Raw genomic sequence first — 18205 nt, forward strand, 5'->3', positions numbered from 1 at the left:
CACTTCCCCAGTTCCAATGCGGTTACCCGAGAATGTCGCGTGCGGCGCGCATGAAGATCCGGGTGCCGATCGGGATGAGATCGTCCGGAAAATCGTAGTTCGGGTTGTGCAGGGCTGCGACATTTTCGCCGGCCCCGAGGAAGAACATGGCGGATTTCGAGACCGCCGCAAAACGCCCGAAATCCTCCGATGCCCGCAACGCCAGCCCCGGCTCGTGGCTTACACCTTCAGCATCCAGCGCCGCACGCAGGATCCTCGTTGCTTCCGGGCTGTTTTCCGAGTGATCGAAGAAGTCGTGATATTCCAGCTGGAATTCCAGCTCGCCATCGCCCGCCACCTTCCGAACCAGCGTTTCCGCCGTGTTCGTCAGTGTCGCCATCTCGTCGTCGGTGATGGTGCGCAGCGTTACCCAGACTTCGGCATAGCCGGGCGCGATGCCGAAGGCGGCCTCGCCGATCACCGCATGCGTTACGGTCGCAAGAACCAGATCCTCGCCCGCCACAGTGCCGCGGCTAAGGCTTGTCAGGGCGGTCATCAACTGCGCCACGGCAGGGGCAGGCGAGATACCTGTTTCCGGCATGGAGGCATGCGCGGTGCGGCCTGACAGCTTGATCTTGAGGCCGCGCGAGGCGCAGTTGACCACGCCCTCCTTCAGCCAGACATGCCCGAGCGGCAGGCCCGGAAAGTTGTGCAGCGAAAAGCTGTAGTCCGGTTTCACCTTGGAAAAACGCTCGTCCGCCAGAACGGCGGCGGCACCCGAGCCATCCTCCTCGGCCGGCTGGAACATGAGCACGACGCGTCCGCTCTTCGGCCGCTCGCGCCCGAACTGACGACCGAGCGAGGCAAGGATCGCCGTGTGCCCATCATGGCCGCACATATGGCTCTTGCCGGCGATCTTGGAGCGGTGTGGGAGCTCGCTGAGCTCCTCGATGGGCAGCGCGTCGAGTTCGGAGCGGAAGAGCACGGTGGGGCCGGGCTTGCCGCTGTCGTATACGACGGCGACACCGGTGCCGCCGAGGCCGGAAATCACCTGGTCCGGGTTGGTCGGCGCCAGGAAAGCCTGGACTTCGGCGGCGGTCGCCACTTCCTCACGAGAGACTTCCGGCATGGAATGCAGCTTACGCCGCCATGCCGTCAGCTCGATCATGTCCTGGTTGGTGAGATACATGGCCGCCTCCGCACGAATGGATCCTCTGGTTTCAGAGTTAACCGGGGTGGCCTGTTTCTGCAAGCGAAGCGGGGTGGGCGCTATGCCCGCTCCACAAATCCCTCCAGCACCCGCTTCTGCCCGGCGCGGTCGAAATCGATCGTCAGCTTGTTGCCTTCGATGGCCGAGATGTTGCCGTTGCCGAACTTGATGTGGAAGACCCGGTCGCCGACGGAGAACTGCGACGGCACGTCCGCCACCGATTTTGCGACCAGTTCGCCGTCGATGGTGCGGCCACGAGGTCCGCTTTCGCCGTAACCGATCCGCTCGATCGAATGGCCGGAGCGGCTGCCCCAGTTGTCGCGGGTCGCGTCGGTCTTGTTGGCCTGGGCGCGTTTCCAGCCGGGCGTCGAATAACTGTTGGCGAAGGGATCTGCCTTGTCGAAGCGTGACTGCCCATAACCGCCGCGACCGCCGTATCCGCCGTAGTTGGTTTCGGAGGCTGCGACATCCACGTGCGCCTGCGGCAACTCATCCAGGAAACGTGACGGCATGGTCGACTGCCAGAGGCCATGGATGCGCCGGTTCGACACGAACCAGATATGGCAGCGGCGCTTGGCGCGGGTGATGCCGACATAGGCGAGGCGGCGTTCTTCTTCGAGCCCGGAACGTCCGCCTTCATCGAGCGCCCGCTGGTGCGGGAAGAGACCTTCCTCCCAACCGGGAAGAAAGACGGTGTCGAATTCCAGCCCCTTGGCGGAATGCAGCGTCATGATCGAGACAGCGTCGAGGTTTTCGTTCTGCTCGGCGTCCATGACGAGCGACACGTGCTCCAGGAAGCCGCGCATGCTCTCGAACGCTTCCATCGAGCGGATGAGTTCCTTCAGGTTTTCCAGCCGGCCTGGTGCTTCTGCCGATTTGTCGGCCTTCCACATGTCGGTATAGCCGCTTTCTTCGAGGATCTGTTCCGCCAGGTCGAGATGCGGAGTCGATTCAAGCCGTTGGCTCCAGTTCCTGAAGCTTTGCACGACATCGAACAGCGCCTTGCGTGGCTTGGGCTTCAACTCGTCGGTCTCGACGATATCGGCAGCCGCCTGCAGCATCGGGATGTCACGGGCACGGGCGTAGTCATGGAGGTAACGGATCGTGGTATCGCCCAGCCCACGCTTTGGCGTATTGATGATGCGCTCGAAGGCGAGGTCGTCGGCGGGCTGGCAGACCAGGCGGAAATAGGCCATGGCGTCACGGATCTCGAGCCGCTCATAGAAGCGCGGACCGCCGATGACGCGGTAGTTGAGGCCAAGTGTGACGAAGCGGTCTTCGAACTCGCGCATCTGGAAGGAGGCGCGGACCAGGATCGCCATGTCGTTCAAGGCGTGCTTCTTGCCTTCGCTTCCCGGAATGCCGTCGCCACGCTGCAGACGCTCGATCTCTTCGCCAATCGCACGGGCCTCTTCCTCCGAGTCCCAGGCGGCATGCACCATCACCTTTTCGTCATCAGGGTTTACCCGATCCGTGAAAAGCGTCTTGCCGAGCCGGCCTTCGTTATGGGCAATCAGGTGGCCGGCCGTGCCGAGGATATGTTCGGTCGAGCGATAGTTGCGCTCAAGCTTGATGACCTTGGCGCCGTGGAAATCCTTCTCGAAGCGCAGGATGTTATCCACTTCCGCGCCGCGCCAGCCGTAGATCGACTGGTCGTCGTCACCCACGCAGCAGACGTTCTGCGGCACGCCCTGCGGCCGCTGCGCCAGAAGCCGCAGCCACATGTATTGCGCCGTGTTGGTGTCCTGGTACTCGTCGACGAGGATGTATCGGAACCGCTGGTGATATTCCTTCAGGAGGTCCGGCGTCTTGCGGAAGATCGCGATCGGGTGGAGCAGCAGGTCGCCGAAATCGCAGGCATTCAAGGTGCGAAGGCGCGCCTGGTAGGCGGCGTAGAGTTCGCGACCTTTGCCATTGGCGAAGGCGCGCGCGTCACCCTCAGGAATGTCGGCAGGCAACAGGCCCTTGTTCTTCCAGGTGTCGATCATGCCGGCGAATTGCTTGGCCGGCCAGCGCTTGTCGTCGAGCCCTTCCGCCTGGATCAATTGCTTGATCAGCCGCACCACGTCATCGGTGTCGAGAATGGTAAAGTTGGAGCGCAGCCCTGCCAATTCCGCGTGGCGGCGCAATAGCTTGACGCCGATCGAGTGGAAGGTGCCAAGCCATGGCATGCCTTCCACGGCGCCACCGACCAGCATGCCGATGCGCTCTTTCATCTCGCGAGCAGCCTTGTTGGTGAAGGTCACCGCCAGGATCTGGCTCGGGAAGGCTTTTCCGGTTGCAAGGATGTGGGCGATGCGGGTGGTGAGCACGCGCGTCTTGCCGGTGCCGGCGCCTGCGAGCACGAGAACCGGGCCATCCGTCTTTTCAACAGCTTCCCGCTGCTCCGGATTAAGGCCCGAAAGATAATCGGGCGCCTCGCGTTGGCCTCCGCGTGCGGCCATGGCGCGGGCAGCGATACCCAAACCGCCTGCGGCAGCCTGAGGCCGTTCTCCCGGCGCTTGCGGCTTGCGCGCTGCCGGTTCGTCTTCGTCACCGAAGAACGGAATGTCGTCGAAACTGTTAGTCATGCGGCCAATGTAATGATTCGGGCCCGAAAGGCTAGGAAGCGTTCTTCTTTTATTCCCAGTCTTTCCGCAAGAGGCGGCTAAAGTGTGTCGGGAGCATGCATCCTGCACATGACGCGGGCGTCGGCTGCATGTTCTTTGGGCATGGGAAAGGCAGGTGAAACTGAATTTTCCGTGATATTACAATTTCGTAAGAAAGCCCCTGCAGGCATTGCTTACGGCTCTGAATCGGCGATATTTGGCAGACCTTAGAATATCATGCGCGACGTGCAACCTCTGGAGTTTTGAATGCGGATTTGGAAACAGCTATTCCTCTGTCTTGTGCTGCTTGCGGCAGCACTCGGACTCTGGATTTACATGGTTCCATCCGCAGGCCAGACGCTGGCAGGCTGGGGCGTTCCGCAACCGGTGCTGGCGGCCATCACCTCTCCATCCGAGGATGCATCTGCCGCTAAGGAGCCTGCAGCCGGTGGGCCGCGCAATGGCGGGCAGGCTGCTGCGAACGGCCCAGGTCAGGGACGCGGCCAGGGTGGACCCGGTGGTCCGGGCGGGGCAAATCGCGCCACGCTCGTTTCGGTCCAGCCGGTGAAGATCGGCGTCGTCAATGACCAGTTGTCGGCAATCGGCAGCGGCCAGGCGGTGCAGACCGTCGTGGTCATGCCGCAGGCATCGGGCACCATCAACGAGATCATGGTCACCGCCGGCCAGAAGGTCGAGAAGGGCCAGGTGCTGGCACGTCTCGACGATGACGAGCAGATCATCGAGCGCGACAAGGCGCAGGTCGCGCTGAAGAGCGCCCAGGAGAAATCAGCCTCCTACAAGAACCTGCAGTCGGTCGCGCGGCTTGACGTTCTTGATGCCCAGATCGCCGAACAATCCGCCAAGCTGGCGCTTGCCACCGCCGAGCTCAACCTGAAGCGTCGCGATATCGTGGCGCCAATCGAGGGTATTGCCGGCATCGTCCCGGTCAATGTCGGCGACAATGTCACCACCCAGACCAGCATCGTGACGATCGACGACAGGTCAGCGATCCTCGTCGATTTCTGGGCTCCGGAGCGTTTTGCCGTGGCGATCGAGCCCGGCCAGGCGGTGGAGGCAAGCGCTATCGCACGGCCCGGCCTGGTTTTTGCTGGCAAGGTTGATGCGATCGACAACCGCGTCGATCCGGCGAGCCGCACCATGCGCGTGCGCGCCCGGATTGAAAACCCGAAGGACGAGCTGCGCGCAGGCATGTCCTTCAGCGTCACCATGCGCTTCAAGGGCGAGCAGTTCCCGGCCGTTGATCCTCTCTCGATCCAGTGGGACAGCGAAGGTTCGTACGTCTGGCAGATCAAGGACGACAAGTCCTACAAGACGCGGGTGCGCGTCGTGCAGCGCAACCCGGATGCGGTTCTCGTCGAAGCCGATCTGAAGGAAGGCGACCGCGTTGCCACGGAAGGCCTGCAGCGGGTGCGTGACGGTGCGCCCGTGCGCATCGGTGGTGCCCAGGAAACGGCGGAGGTCGCTAGCCAATGAAGTCCGACACGCCCGTGATCGAGCAGCCCGACGAGGAACAGGTCGACGTCGCGCGGACCGGCCAGAGTTTTACCGCGCTGTTCATCCGCCGGCCGGTGCTTGCCGCCGTGCTCAATACTCTTCTGGTTGTTGCAGGCCTTGCAGCGCTTGCCGGGATCGAAGTGCGCGAACTGCCGGATGTCGACCAGCCGGTCATTACCGTTCGCACCAATTACGACGGCGCGTCACCGCAGACCATGGACCAGGAGGTCACGCAGGTCATCGAAGGCGCGGTCGCACGCGTTTCTGGCCTGAAGGCACTGTCGTCCCAGTCGCAGTTCGGCTCCAGCCGCGTCACCATGGAATTTTCCGACACGGTGGACCTGTCGGAAGCTGCAAACGATGTGCGCGATGCCGTCGGCCGCGTTCGCAACCGGCTTCCGGACGAGGTCGATGAGCCGCGGATCGTCAAGGCGGACGCCAATTCCGAGGCGATCATGCGCCTTGCCGTCACTTCATCGACGCTGTCGATGGATGACCTCACGCAGCTCGTCAACAATGAGATCATCGACAGGCTTGCCGCCGTCGAAGGCGTCGCAGACGTCGAGCTTTATGGCGACCAGGAGAAGATCTTCCGCGTTGACGTCAACCAGGAAGCCCTGGCCGGCCGCGGGATGACGGTTGCCGATGTGTCGCGGGCGCTGGCCAGTGCTGCGCTGGACGTGCCGGCCGGCTCGCTGCAGAGCCGCACCCAGGACATCGTGGTGCGGGCTACGGCCAACCTGACGAAACCGCAGGACTTCGAAAACGTCCTCGTCGCTCCGAATGTACGACTGCGCGATGTCGCGACGGTGGAACTGGGTCCTGATGACGGCAACACGGTGCTGCGCTCCAACGCGGTCCAGGGCGTTGGTCTCGGCATCATCCGCCAGGCGCAGTCGAACACGCTCGACATTTCGGAAGGCGTGAAGAAGGCGGTGGCCGACATGGCCAACATCCTGCCTGAAGGCACGCGCCTCATCGTCACCAGCGACGACGCGATCTTCATCCAGGGAGCGTTGCATGAGGTGGAAATCGCGCTTGCCCTCTCGGCGAGTGTTGTTCTCCTCGTCATCTGGCTCTTCCTGCGTGACTGGCGCGCGACGCTGATCCCCGCGCTCACCATGCCGGTGGCGCTGATCGGCACGCTCGTGGCGATCTATCTCATCGGCTTTTCGATCAACATCCTGACGCTGCTCGCCATCGTTCTGGCCACGGGCCTCGTGGTGGACGACGGTATCGTCGTGCTCGAAAATATCGTGCGACGGCGGTCCGAAGGCATGGGGCCAAGGGCTGCGGCCGTGCTCGGCACGCAGGAAGTGTTCTTCGCCGTTCTGGCGACGACAGCGACGCTTGCTGCCGTGTTCATTCCGCTCTCCTTCCTTCCCGGCCAGATCGGCGGGCTGTTCAAGGAATTTGGTTTCGTTCTGGCGCTCGCGGTTGGGCTGTCCTCGATCACCGCCCTGACGCTTTGCCCGATGCTTGCCTCGCGCATGCTGACCAAGCCGATGACCGAAGATCACGGTTTTCTGGGCGCAATCGGCAACGGCTTCGCCCGTATCTACATGCGCGCGCTGCGCTTCTGCTTGAATGCGCCGCTCGTCGTGATCGTATTTTCGGCGATCTTCGCCTTCGCCTCCTACATGGTCTTCGGCCAGGTCACCAATGAGCTCACGCCGCGCGAGGACCGCGCCTCGGTGATGCTGCGGCTGACGGCTCCGCAGGGCGTCAGCCTCGACTACACGCGCGACCAGATGCAGCGCGTCGAGGAATACCTAGAGCCGCTGCGCGAGGCGGGTGAAGTTACCAACATCTTCTCCATCTCCGGTTTCGGCAGCAACAAGAACAGCGGTTTCATGGTGCTCACGCTGGCACCGTGGGGTGAGCGTGAACGCAGCCAGGACCAGATTGCCGCCGATGTGAACGCGGCAGTCGCCAAGGTGCCGGCTTTGCGCGGTTTCGCGATCCAGGCAAACAGCCTGAAGATCCGCGGCGCCGGCAACGGCATGCAGATGGCGCTCGTCGGCAACGACTATGATCTCCTGACGGAAACGGCCCAGAAGCTCGTGACGCAGATGGAGCAGCGTCGCGATCTCTTCGATACGCCGCGCCTCACCAACGAGCCGACCCAGGCACAGCTTTCTGTCGCGATCGATCGCGAACGGGCGTCCGACCTTGGCATCGACATCACCGGCCTTTCGACCGCCGTGCAGTCGCTGCTCGAGGGGCGCTCGGTTGTGGATGTCTTCGTGGCCGGCGAAGCATTGTCGGTGAAGCTGACGTCAACGACGCGTCCACTCGACGATCCGACTGATCTTGAGAACATCTTCCTCAAGACCGGCGACGGCAAGATCGTGCCGATGTCGACCATTGCGACGTTGAACGAAGGTGCGGTGGCGCCGCAGCTCAACCGTGAACAGCAACTGGCGTCGGTGTCAATCTCGGCCAACCTGCCGAACAACGTCGCGCTGGGCGACGCGGTCCGCGAGATGACGGCGCTTGCCGATCCGCTGCTGCCCGAAGGTGTGCGCCTGATGCCGATGGCGGAAGCGAAGACGCTGGGAGAAAACTCCAACGCGATGCTGATGACCTTCGGCTTTGCGATTGCCATCATCTTCCTGGTTCTGGCGGCGCAGTTTGAAAGCGTGCTGTCGTCGATCATCATCATGTCGACGGTGCCGCTGGGGCTTGCCTGCGCTGCCATCGCGCTGGTGCTGACGGGATCGAGCCTCAACGTCTATAGCCAGATCGGCCTTGTTCTTCTGGTCGGTGTCATGGCGAAGAACGGCATCCTGATCGTGGAGTTCGCAAACCAGCTTCGCGACAAAGGGGCAGGGGTTCGTGAGGCGATCGAACAGGCCTGCTCGGTACGCCTGCGCCCGGTAATGATGACGATGATCGCCACGATCATCGGCGGCGTGCCGCTGGTGCTGGCGGAAGGTGCGGGTGCCGAAGCCCGTGCCGCGCTTGGCTGGGTCATCGTCGGCGGGCTTGGTCTCGCCGTCAGCGTGACGCTGTTCATCACGCCGGTCGCCTACCTGCTAATCGCCCGTTTCGCGAAGCCGCACGTGCATGAGGAAGCGCGCTTCCACCAGGAACTCGTGGATGCCGCATCGGGCAAGCACATCAAGCGCAAGCCGGCTGATGATGGTACCGACGCGGAAAACCAGGACAACAAGGAACCGCCGCTGCTCGCTGCCGAATAGGGAGGGGGGGCAGGTTGCCAGAGGGTGGCGGGGTCGACTGCCCGCCACCAAGCGAGTGGACAAACACGCGCACGTCGCCTAACAAAGCATTGAAAGCTTTGGGAGATTGGTCATGGCGCTGAAGGACGTGAGAGCGGGCATCCGCAACGAAGAGGGCATCGCAACGGTGCTCGGCATCCTGAAACAGTCCTTCGGCGAGCGCTTCCAGACCGGGCAGGCTTTTCGCGAGCAGCACGCCCACACCACGAGCTATCTCACCTCCCAGCTTCCGGACGGCGTCGTTTTTGTCGAAAGCGCCGATGACGTGAAGGCGGTGGTCAAAGCCTGCGCCGAGCACAAGGTGCCGGTCGTCCCCTTCGGTGTCGGCACGTCGCTTGAAGGCCAGGTGAATGCGCCGTCCGGCGGTATCTCGATCGATTTCAGCCGCATGAACAAGGTGCTACGGATCAGTCCGGAAGATCTAGACGTGACCGTGGAGCCCGGCGTGACGCGGGAAGAGCTGAACCGCGAATTGCGCGCAACGGGTTTGTTCTTCCCCATCGATCCCGGCGCCAATGCGACGCTCGGGGGTATGACGGCGACCCGCGCCTCCGGCACCAATGCGGTCCGCTACGGGACCATGAAAGACAACGTCGTGTCGCTTACCGTCGTGACGGCAAATGGTGAGGAGATCCGCACCGCACGACGGGCCAAAAAAACGTCTGCCGGTTACGACCTCACGCGGCTGTTCGTCGGTTCGGAAGGGACGCTTGGCGTCATCACTTCGATCACCCTGCGTCTGCAGGGCATCCCTGAGAAGATCGGCGGGGGTGTCTGTGCCTTCCCCACGGTGAAGGCAGCCTGTGACGCCGTCATCATGACGATCCAGATGGGCATTCCGGTCGCGCGCATCGAGCTTCTTGACGACGTACAGATGCGTGCCGTCAACGCTTATTCCAAGCTCAGCTATCCGGAGAAACCGACGCTTTTCCTGGAATTCCACGGCACGGAAGAAACGGTGGCGCTGCAATCTGCGCAGTTTGCGGAAATTGCTGCGGAATGCGGTAGTGACGAGTTCCAGTGGACCGCGAATGCCGACGAGCGCGCGAAGCTCTGGCAGGCCCGCCACAACGCCTATTGGGCAGGCCGCGCGCTTGCCCCGGAACTGGATGGGTTGTCGACGGATGTCTGCGTGCCGATCTCCCGGCTTGCCGAATGCGTGGTCGAAACGCAGGCGGACATCGTGGCGGAGGGCTTGCTGGCGCCCATCGTGGGCCATGCAGGCGACGGCAATTTCCACGTGCTCGTTCTGTTCGACGGCAAGGATCCGGCTTCCGTTGGGAAGGTCGAGGCCTTCACGGCGCGGCTTACCAAGCGTGCGCTTTCCATGGACGGGACATGCACCGGCGAACACGGCATCGGGCAGGGGAAGATGTCCTTTCTCGAAGACGAGCTTGGCGGCGCGGTCGACGTGATGCGGACGATCAAGAAGAGCCTCGATCCGGACAATATCTTCAATCCGGGCAAGATCTTCCGCCCCACCTCCTGATCGGGCGTGAGTGTGGCCCGCATGTGCTTGACTTGGCTATGGGCGCGGTGGAACTAGTTTAGAACTTCTGAACGCAGGGAACGCGATTTGCTCGGGCGCATCCTATTGGCATTGGGTGGATTGGTCGTAGTGGTGCTTTTCGCAGCGCTGCTGGCTCCCTTCTTCCTGGACTGGTCGAGCTTCCGCGTCGCGTTCGAGGATCAGGCAAGCCGCATCCTTGGGAAAAAGGTCGCCGTGCACGGCAACGTCGATGCGCGCATCCTGCCGTTTCCCTCGGTAACACTGCACGATGTGCGGGTGGGCACGGATGCGGATGGCCAGCCGCTGGTGCAGGTCGCGCAGTTTTCCATGGACATGGAGCTTGCGCCTTTCCTCTCCGGCGAAGCGCGCATCTTCGACATGCGCATCGATCGCCCGAAGGCGCGTATCCGCATCCTGAAGGACGGAACGCTGGACTGGATGCGGGGCGGCAAGGCTTCCATTCCGGCTCGCAGCGTCGTACTTGAGGATGTCCACATCACCGGCGGCGAGATCGACCTGATCGACGAGCAGTCGGGCCAGTCACGCTATTTGCGTGGCGTTTCGGCGGACCTGTCGGCGGGCTCGCTGCTCGGTCCGTGGCGCGGCGAGGGCAATGCGACGCTGGATGACAACGAGGCGCGCTTCAGCATCACCACCGGCACGGCAGATGCGCAGGCGAGGCACATTCCGCTGCGCCTGCGGTTCTGGCCGGACGCCCAGCCGGTCGAGGTGAACCTCGACGGCGAACTCAGCATCGCCGAGAACAAGCCAGCTTATAACGGCGCCTTCACCCTTACCTTCCTGGAAGAGGAAGACGAAACGGAGCCGGTCACGCCGCCGCCACCGGGACCGCGTGCAAAGGGTGGCTTCGAACTCACCAACGAGCGCATCCGAATTCCGGAATACCGGCTTGAGCTTGGCGCGCTCGACAACCCTTACGTCATCACGGGCGAAGCGACGCTGGACACCGGGACGCAGCCCGAGTTCCTGCTGACTGCCGAGGGCCAGCAGATCGATGTCAACCGCTTGGGTGAGGGGGCGGCACAGGCGAAGACCAGCCGTGATGCGGCCGCCTCCGCGCAGCGGCGGATCAACAACTTCATCCGCATGGCGGCCTCGATCCCGATTCCGCAGGTGCCCGGCCGGGCGAGCCTGCGCCTTCCGGCGATCGTGGCCAACGACACAACCATTCGCGACATCCGCCTTGATGTCCGGCCCGCCGGCAACGGCTGGACGGTGGACAATGTGGTGGCGACGCTTCCCGGACGCACCCAGCTGGAAGCCAAGGGTGCGCTGACGCTGCGTGACCGCATCTCCTTCGCAGGCGACATGCTGGTGGCATCGAGCCAGCCGTCGGGTCTGGCGGATTGGCTTGCGGGGCGGGTGGATCCGGCAATCCGGCAATTGCGTTCGGCAGGCTTTTCGGCGCGCGTCAACCTGACGCCGGAGCTGCAGCGCTTCGACAACCTGGAACTGGCCATCGGTCCCGCGATCCTGAAGGGAAGGCTGGAGCGTCAGTCGCCACAAAGCGAGGTGCCGAACCTTTCTGTGACACTGGCAGGCAACGAGATCGACATTGATGCGATGCAGGCGCTGGCCGGCCTTCTGACCGGCAACGATGCGGGCGAGGATGTGCTGGATCACCGGATCGCGGCAACGCTGAAGGCGGACAAGTTCAACGCCTTCGGGGTGACAGCGAGCAAGGTCGATACCGCCTTTACCACGGCCGGCGGCGTCCTGTCGCTGGAGCGCCTGACGGTCGGCGACCTTTCGGGTGCGGCAATTGCCGCCAAGGGCCGCGTCGAGGGCTCGCTGCTGTCCTATGCTGGCAGCGGCAATCTCACCCTCCGCTCCCCGGACCCGTCGGCCTTCTTCGCCATGTTGCGTGATCGCCTGCCGCCGCATCCGCTGCTGCAGCGACTGGCCGCCAGCGCGAGCTGGTTTGCTGATACGGATCTCACAGCGGACCTCACCGTCGGTGGCGCGATCGGCGGGATGGAAGTTACTGTAAAAGGCCAGTCGAACGGCAGTGCGATGGACGCTAACCTCAAGCTGCCCGGTCTGTTCGACCTCACAGGCAGTGACCGGGTGACACTCACGGCATCGCTTGCCAATTCCGACCCTTCGATCCTGCTCGGGCAGGCGGGCCTCGACCCGTTGCTGCAGGATGGAGATGGTGCCGGTCGGCTGGAACTGACCTTGCAGCAAGTCGAGGCTGGAACAGCGCGCACGGAGTTGAGCTTTCGCACCGACCGCACCTCGCTGACGTTCAACGGTGACCTGAACCTGCAGGAGCAGGGTTTTGGCGAGGGCCAAGGGCACCTAGCGCTGAAGAGCGACAATCTTGAGCCTTATCTGCTGATGACGGGTTGGACGCTGCCGCAGTTCGGTATTGGTCTCCCGACGGACCTTGAAGCTGATCTAGCGGTGCAGCCGGAGCAGATTCAGCTGACGGATCTTATGGGCGCCGCGGCGGGCAATAGTTTTGCCGGCAACCTGACGGTCGACCGGAAGGCGCCGGGTCGCCCGGCGACCGGTGCGCTTACCGTGGACAACGTGGATCTAGCATGGCTTGGCGAGGTGGTGTTCGGGCCGATCACCGATCCAGGTGTAGGCAAGCTCTCCTCCAGTCCTCTCCAGAATCCCTTGTTTTCCGACCTCGATGTCACGCTTGATCTGAAGGCCAAGAGTCTGCGGGCGGGCGCCATGGGCACGATTGGGGATTTCAGTGCCAATGTCACCCACCGCAGCGGCGGCATCACCATCGAAGACGGCAAGGGCAAGTGGCGCAGCGGCGAAGTTGCCGGCCGGTTGATGATGTCGAACGCGGATGGCACCGGGTTGTTGCAGGCACGCCTGTCCGGCACCGATACTGATCTGTCTGCGCTTGTCTGGCAGAACGACGAAAAGCCGGTGGCGACCGGCAGGCTCGACTTTTCGATGTCGGCGGAGTCAACCGGCAAGAGTGTGGCCGAACTGATTGGTGCGGCAAGCGGCTCGGCGGAACTGCGCATGAAGGGCGTGAGCATCGCCGGCATCAACAGTGCTGCGATCGGTCCGCTGATGGCGCAGGTGGACAAGCTTGGTGGCGAGGTGAACGAAGATCGTATCCGGCCACTGGTTGCCGCGCTCGTCAATCAAGGAAAGACCGAGATTGGCGATGTCACGTTGCCCGTAACCATCACCGCGGGCGAGGCGCGGGCACAGCCCGTAACTGTGACAACCGGCAAGACGAGGCTCGTCGGCGTCGGCCGCTTTGATGTGGTGGATGACAGAATGAGCGCCGAAATGGCCTTGACCTATGACGCCGGTGAGGAAGCGCTTGCAGGCGGCGACCCGACCGTTCGACTGCAGTATCGCGGGAACTTGAGCAGCCCGGAGCAACGGATCGAGATCGGCCCGATGGCGAATTTCCTGTCACAGCGCGCCTATGAACAGGAGCGGCGGCGGGTGGAGGCCCTGCAGGCGAGTGTGCTGGAAAAGCAGCGCCTGCGTCGCGAGGTGGCGCTCTACAATTTCCTGGCAGCAGAACGCGAGGCCTCTCGGATAAAGGCGGAAGCCGAGGAGCGGGCGCGCCTTCAGGAGGAAGAAGCGGAGCGACAAAGGCAGGCCGCGGAAGCCGCCGCCGCGCGGGCCGCGGAAGAGGAACGCGAGAAGCAGGCGGCGCCACCTCCGTTCATCATTCCACCGGAGAGCGAGATCCTCTCACCGCCGCCGGCGCTGAGCCCATCGGGACCGGGTCCGGATCTTCCCGGCATTCAGCAATAATGAAGAGATTGGCTGTCCAGGCTTAAGCGAAGGACTTGCGGCGGCGTTCGACCGCCGGTGCATCGGCAACCGCCGGGACGCTTTGCAGCACGCGGGTTGCCGGCAAAATGGCGATCGCCTCGGTGCCCTCGCGCAGCTTGGAGCGCAGGATAAACTGGCCGTCGTGCTTTGCGAGGATGGCCTGGACGATCGGCAGGCCGAGGCCGGTGCCCTGCTCGGCGCTCTTGATGGCGATCGAGCCCTGGCCGAACGCAGAAAGCACCACCGGGATTTCTTCCTCGGGGATGCCTGGCCCATTGTCCTTGATCGCGACGTATTGCCCGCCACCGGCCGTCCAGCCGACCTTTACCGTGACTTCCCCGCCTTGAGGCGTGAACTTCACCGCGTTGGACAGGAGATTGAGCAGCACCTGGCGCATGGACTTTTCATCAGCCCAGACGAGTGGCAGTTCCGGCTCGAACTGCTGGCGGATGGTGATCGACTTGCCGCGCGCACGGAGCTGGACCATGCCGATGCAATCTTCGGCGATTTCCAGCAGTGACAGGGCTTCTTCGGCAAGATCGTAACGGCCGGCTTCGATGCGCGACAGGTCGAGGATCTCGTTGATGAGGTTGAGGAGATGCTGACCCGAACGGTGGATGTCTCCGGAATATTCCTTGTAGGTCGGGTTGTTGAGCGGGCCGAGCACTTCCGAACTCATCACCTCGGAGAAGCCGAGGATCGCATTGAGTGGCGTCCGCAGTTCGTGGGACATGGAGGCAAGGAAGCGCGACTTCGCAAGGTTTGCTTCTTCCGCCCGTCGCCGCGCCTCGTCGGACATGGACTTTGCCACCTCGAGCTCGGCGATCAGGTCGTCCTTCTCCGACTGGTAGGACATCAGGGTGAGGTTCGAGCGGTAGAGCCGGTCGCCGATATAATGAAAGAAGACGACCGCGACAGCGCACATGGCCGCCATGCCGATGTCGAGCGCACTGCGGGAAAAGACGGCGATGCCGACCAAGGTCGCGACCGTGGGCAGGAAGCCGATCAGCATGCCGAGCCGCAGCATGAAACTGCTCATCGCGGTGATCGACACTGCCAGTAGCAGCACAGCGCCCTTGTAGAAGTAATAGGTATCGCCGGAGCAGCCATTACAGCTTTGCAGCGCAAAGGCTGCCCAGCCGACGCCCACGAGAAGCTGTGCGGCCATCAGCCGCCGTCGCCAGACCTGGACCTCGGTGGCGCTGATTTCCTTGCGGTTCGCCCGGCGCGACACGAACACGTTGAGTGCGTGGACGCTGAGCATGAGAAGCGCCCAGGCCAGGAACTGCGGGTCGGAGTCGAGGTAAAGGCCGACGGCGGTAACGAGCACGACAAACAGCGGCACCACTGAGGCGCCCTGCAGCACGGAGGTAACGTGCATGCCCAGCATATCGCGGTCGAAGACCTGGTTGCCCTTGGTGCTGGACTGGAGACGTTCCCGCGTCGCGCGGACAGCCTTCGACACAGCCTTGTTGCGGTGGCTTCGCGAACGATCGACGATGATCTTGTCGGTTGAGGTGCTGACGCCGGTACTCATAGCCACTGAACTGCTTGCGCGGGTGGTTGTGAGACTATGGCTAAAACCTTAAGAGAGTACTGCCGGGAAAGGATTTGTTTGCCATTCCTCTGAAGCTTCCGTTTTCGATTAAGGCTCAAATGTGGCTCGACTGTCGAGGTTAATCCGGGATGGCGGCATAGCTGCCGCCTTTTTGTTTCTGATGATGCTGATCGCCGCCAGGCTGAACGGCAGCGACGACACCCGGATGAGTGGCCCCTTTCATGTGGTGGACGGGGATACGCTGGCGGTGGGCGAAGAGCGGCTGCGGCTTCAGGGCATCGATGCGCCGGAACTGGACCAGATCTGCGAAGATGCCGACGGCGGGCAATGGGCATGCGGCCGCGAAGCTAAGAAATTGCTCGGTGAGTTCGTGCGCGAGGACGGTGTGGAGTGTGTTGGAAGAGGCCGCGACCGCTACCGGCGCCTGCTGGTGCGTTGCCGGTCGGGCGAGTTCGACATCAATGCCCAGATGGTGCGGCAGGGCCTGGCGGTCGCTTCCGGCGGTTATGCACGCGAACAGGTCGCGGCGCGCAGCGATCGATTACGTCTCTGGGGCGGGACGTTCGATGAGCCGCGGGCCTGGCGGCAGGCGCGCGGCTCGATGGAGGCGCCGGGGATCATCGAGATGATCGGCGGTTGGATCTCGAATGCCCTGGGGCGAGAGGTCAGCGAGGGCGAGCATGGCTGAAGAAAATGTTGAAGCCCTGTCTGCCGCGATCGCAGCCTGCCGCATCTGTCGTGACGCGCCGGCCAAGGGTGACGCTTTTCGACTGCCACACGAGCCAAGGCCGGTGGCGGTATTATCGCAGACGGCGAAGATCCTGATTGCGGGGCAGGCGCCGGGGCTGCGTGTTCACGAAAGCGGACTGCCGTTTAACGATGCATCCGGTAACCGGCTGCGCGACTGGCTCGGCGTCAGCCGCGAGGAGTTCTATGATCCGGCGAACTTCGCGATCCTGCCGATGGGCTTCTGCTTCCCGGGATACGACAGCAAGGGGAGCGATCTTCCGCCGAGACGTGAATGCGCACCGCTTTGGCGGACGCGGGCGCTCAAATCTATGCCGCAGGTCGATTTCGTCATCGCAATCGGTCAGTACGCTCAAGGTTGGCATCTCGGACCACGACGGAAGAAGGCAATGACGGAGACGGTCGCGAACTGGCGCGAGTATTTCTTCGGCAACCAGGCGCCGCGCGTGTTGCCGCTGCCTCATCCAAGCTGGCGCAATACGGGATGGCTGCGCAAGAACCCGTGGTTCGAGCAGGACGTGCTTCCGGTGCTGCGCGAGCATGTGGATAGCTTGATCAGGGGAAGAAAATTCGATTAATTCCGGAGAATCTGGTGTATAACGAAAAATCATTTCGAAGGGGATATAATGGACCGCCTTGATCGCAAGATCCTGCGCATACTGCAGGAAGACTCCACACTCGCTGTTGCGGACCTCGCGAAGAAGGTTGGCCTGTCGACTACGCCGTGCTGGCGCCGTATCCAGAAGATGGAAGAAGACGGCGTCATCCGCCGCCGCGTGGCGCTGCTCGACCCGGTGAAGGTCAACACCAAGGTCACCGTGTTCGTGTCGATCCGCACCGCCAGCCACTCGATCGAATGGCTGAAACGCTTCTCCGAAGTGGTGGTGGACTTTCCGGAAGTGGTCGAGTTCTACCGCATGAGCGGCGACGTCGATTACCTGCTGCGCGTGGTCGTGCCGGACATCGGCGCCTATGACGCCTTCTACAAGCGCCTGATCGCCAAGATCGAAATTCGCGATGTGTCGTCGGCGTTTGCCATGGAGCAGATCAAGTACACGACTGAACTGCCGCTGGATTACATGATCCTCGACAACCAGAAGGCCGGCGAGGACTGAGCCAATAGGCTCGATGAGCGGGCCGCCGGTTCAGCGGCCCTCCTGGTTCTATTTCTTCTCAAGGCGCGCGAGCAGCGACGAGGTGTCCCACCGCTTGCCGCCCATGGCCTGAACGTCACCATAAAACTGGTCGACGAGCGCCGTCAGCGGCAATTTGGCGCCATTGCGGCGCGCTTCGGTAAGCACGATGTCGAGATCCTTGCGCATCCAGTCCACCGCGAAGCCGAAATCGTATTTCCCCGCGTTCATTGTCTTGTAGCGGTTCTCCATCTGCCAGGAGCCGGCGGCACCCTTGGAGATGACGTCGATCACCTTCTCGATGTCGAGGCCTGACTGCTTGCCAAAATGGATGGCTTCCGCAAGGCCCTGAACCACGCCGGCGATGCAGATCTGGTTCATCATCTTCGTCAACTGGCCGCTTCCGACCGGACCCATGAGGCCGACCATGCGTGCATAAGCATCGATGACGGGCTTTGCCTTGTCGAAGGTCGCCTCCTCACCGCCGCACATGACAGTCAGCACACCGTTTTCCGCGCCTGCCTGGCCGCCCGAGACCGGTGCATCGATGAAGCCGATGCCCTTTTCCTTGGCGGCGGCTTCCAGTTCGCGCGCGACCTCGGCGCTGGCGGTCGTGTTGTCGATCAGGACCGCGCCGGACTTCATGCCGGCAAGGACACCCGTTTCGGTGATCGTGACGGAACGGAGGTCATCGTCATTGCCGACGCAGGTGAAAACAAAATCCGCTTCCCTGGCAGCCTCGGCCGGCGTTCCCGCCGACCTGCCACCGTACTTCTTCACCCAGTCATCGGCTTTCGAGGCGGTGCGGTTATAGACGGTCACCTCGTGGCTGCCCTTTTCCTTCAGGTGCCCCGCCATCGGGAAACCCATCACACCGAGACCGATGAATGCCACCTTGGCCATGCTTGTACCTCCTGCATCGTGTGTTCGAGGA

Annotated in this window: 11 protein-coding genes; 7 read left to right on the top strand and 4 right to left on the bottom strand. The window is 62.8% G+C overall.

The genetic code is table 11. The features are described from left to right. Positions 1 to 22: 22 nt before the first annotated feature. Positions 23 to 1168 (bottom strand): amidohydrolase, encoded by a 1146-nt coding sequence (locus M0654_RS01445; RefSeq protein WP_248681512.1) that lies wholly within the window; start codon positions 1166 to 1168, stop codon positions 23 to 25. 80 nt (positions 1169 to 1248) lie between these two features. Continuing rightward, positions 1249 to 3759, bottom strand: a complete 2511-nt coding sequence (locus tag M0654_RS01450; RefSeq protein ID WP_248681513.1) for an ATP-dependent helicase — start codon at positions 3757 to 3759, stop codon at positions 1249 to 1251. A gap of 285 nt (positions 3760 to 4044) precedes the next feature. Here M0654_RS01450 and M0654_RS01455 point away from each other — a divergent pair, with 285 nt between their 5' ends. The 4 genes from M0654_RS01455 (at position 4045) to M0654_RS01470 (ending at position 13812) form a co-directional block, all read left to right on the top strand. Beyond that, positions 4045 to 5271, top strand: a complete 1227-nt coding sequence (locus M0654_RS01455) for an efflux RND transporter periplasmic adaptor subunit (protein WP_248681514.1) — start codon at positions 4045 to 4047, stop codon at positions 5269 to 5271. Next, positions 5268 to 8495, top strand: coding sequence for an efflux RND transporter permease subunit (locus tag M0654_RS01460; RefSeq protein WP_248681515.1), 3228 nt, complete (start codon positions 5268 to 5270; stop codon positions 8493 to 8495). Before M0654_RS01455 ends, M0654_RS01460 begins: the two co-directional genes overlap by 4 nt. A 112-nt stretch (positions 8496 to 8607) precedes the next feature. Next, complete coding sequence (locus M0654_RS01465; RefSeq protein ID WP_248681516.1) at positions 8608 to 10023, top strand: FAD-binding oxidoreductase; 1416 nt, start codon at positions 8608 to 8610, stop codon at positions 10021 to 10023. An 87-nt stretch (positions 10024 to 10110) separates the two neighbouring features. Next, complete coding sequence (locus tag M0654_RS01470; RefSeq protein WP_390919389.1) at positions 10111 to 13812, top strand: AsmA family protein; 3702 nt, start codon at positions 10111 to 10113, stop codon at positions 13810 to 13812. A 22-nt stretch (positions 13813 to 13834) separates the two neighbouring features. On the opposite strand, the gene M0654_RS01475 is transcribed toward M0654_RS01470, so the two are convergent. Beyond that, on the bottom strand, positions 13835 to 15370 hold the full coding sequence (locus M0654_RS01475; protein WP_248681622.1) for a sensor histidine kinase: 1536 nt from the start codon (positions 15368 to 15370) through the stop codon (positions 13835 to 13837). Between the two features lie 121 nt (positions 15371 to 15491). On the opposite strand from M0654_RS01475, the gene M0654_RS01480 reads away from it, so the two are divergent. From M0654_RS01480 to M0654_RS01490, 3 genes are read left to right on the top strand one after another with little or no spacing between them, the layout of a single operon-like run. Continuing rightward, on the top strand, positions 15492 to 16079 hold the full coding sequence (locus M0654_RS01480; protein WP_248681518.1) for a thermonuclease family protein: 588 nt from the start codon (positions 15492 to 15494) through the stop codon (positions 16077 to 16079). Then, complete coding sequence (locus M0654_RS01485) at positions 16072 to 16716, top strand: uracil-DNA glycosylase family protein (RefSeq protein WP_248681519.1); 645 nt, start codon at positions 16072 to 16074, stop codon at positions 16714 to 16716. Before M0654_RS01480 ends, M0654_RS01485 begins: the two co-directional genes overlap by 8 nt. A gap of 48 nt (positions 16717 to 16764) precedes the next feature. Continuing rightward, positions 16765 to 17253, top strand: coding sequence for an Lrp/AsnC family transcriptional regulator (locus tag M0654_RS01490; protein WP_118849941.1), 489 nt, complete (start codon positions 16765 to 16767; stop codon positions 17251 to 17253). A gap of 48 nt (positions 17254 to 17301) precedes the next feature. Here the strand turns inward: M0654_RS01490 and M0654_RS01495 are convergent, their stop codons facing one another. Continuing rightward, positions 17302 to 18174 (bottom strand): NAD(P)-dependent oxidoreductase, encoded by an 873-nt coding sequence (locus M0654_RS01495; protein WP_248681520.1) that lies wholly within the window; start codon positions 18172 to 18174, stop codon positions 17302 to 17304. Between the last annotated feature and the right edge of the window lie 31 nt (positions 18175 to 18205).

It is taken from the genome of Neorhizobium turbinariae (assembly GCF_023223505.1).
GTDB classification, from domain to species: domain Bacteria; phylum Pseudomonadota; class Alphaproteobacteria; order Rhizobiales; family Rhizobiaceae; genus Neorhizobium; species Neorhizobium turbinariae.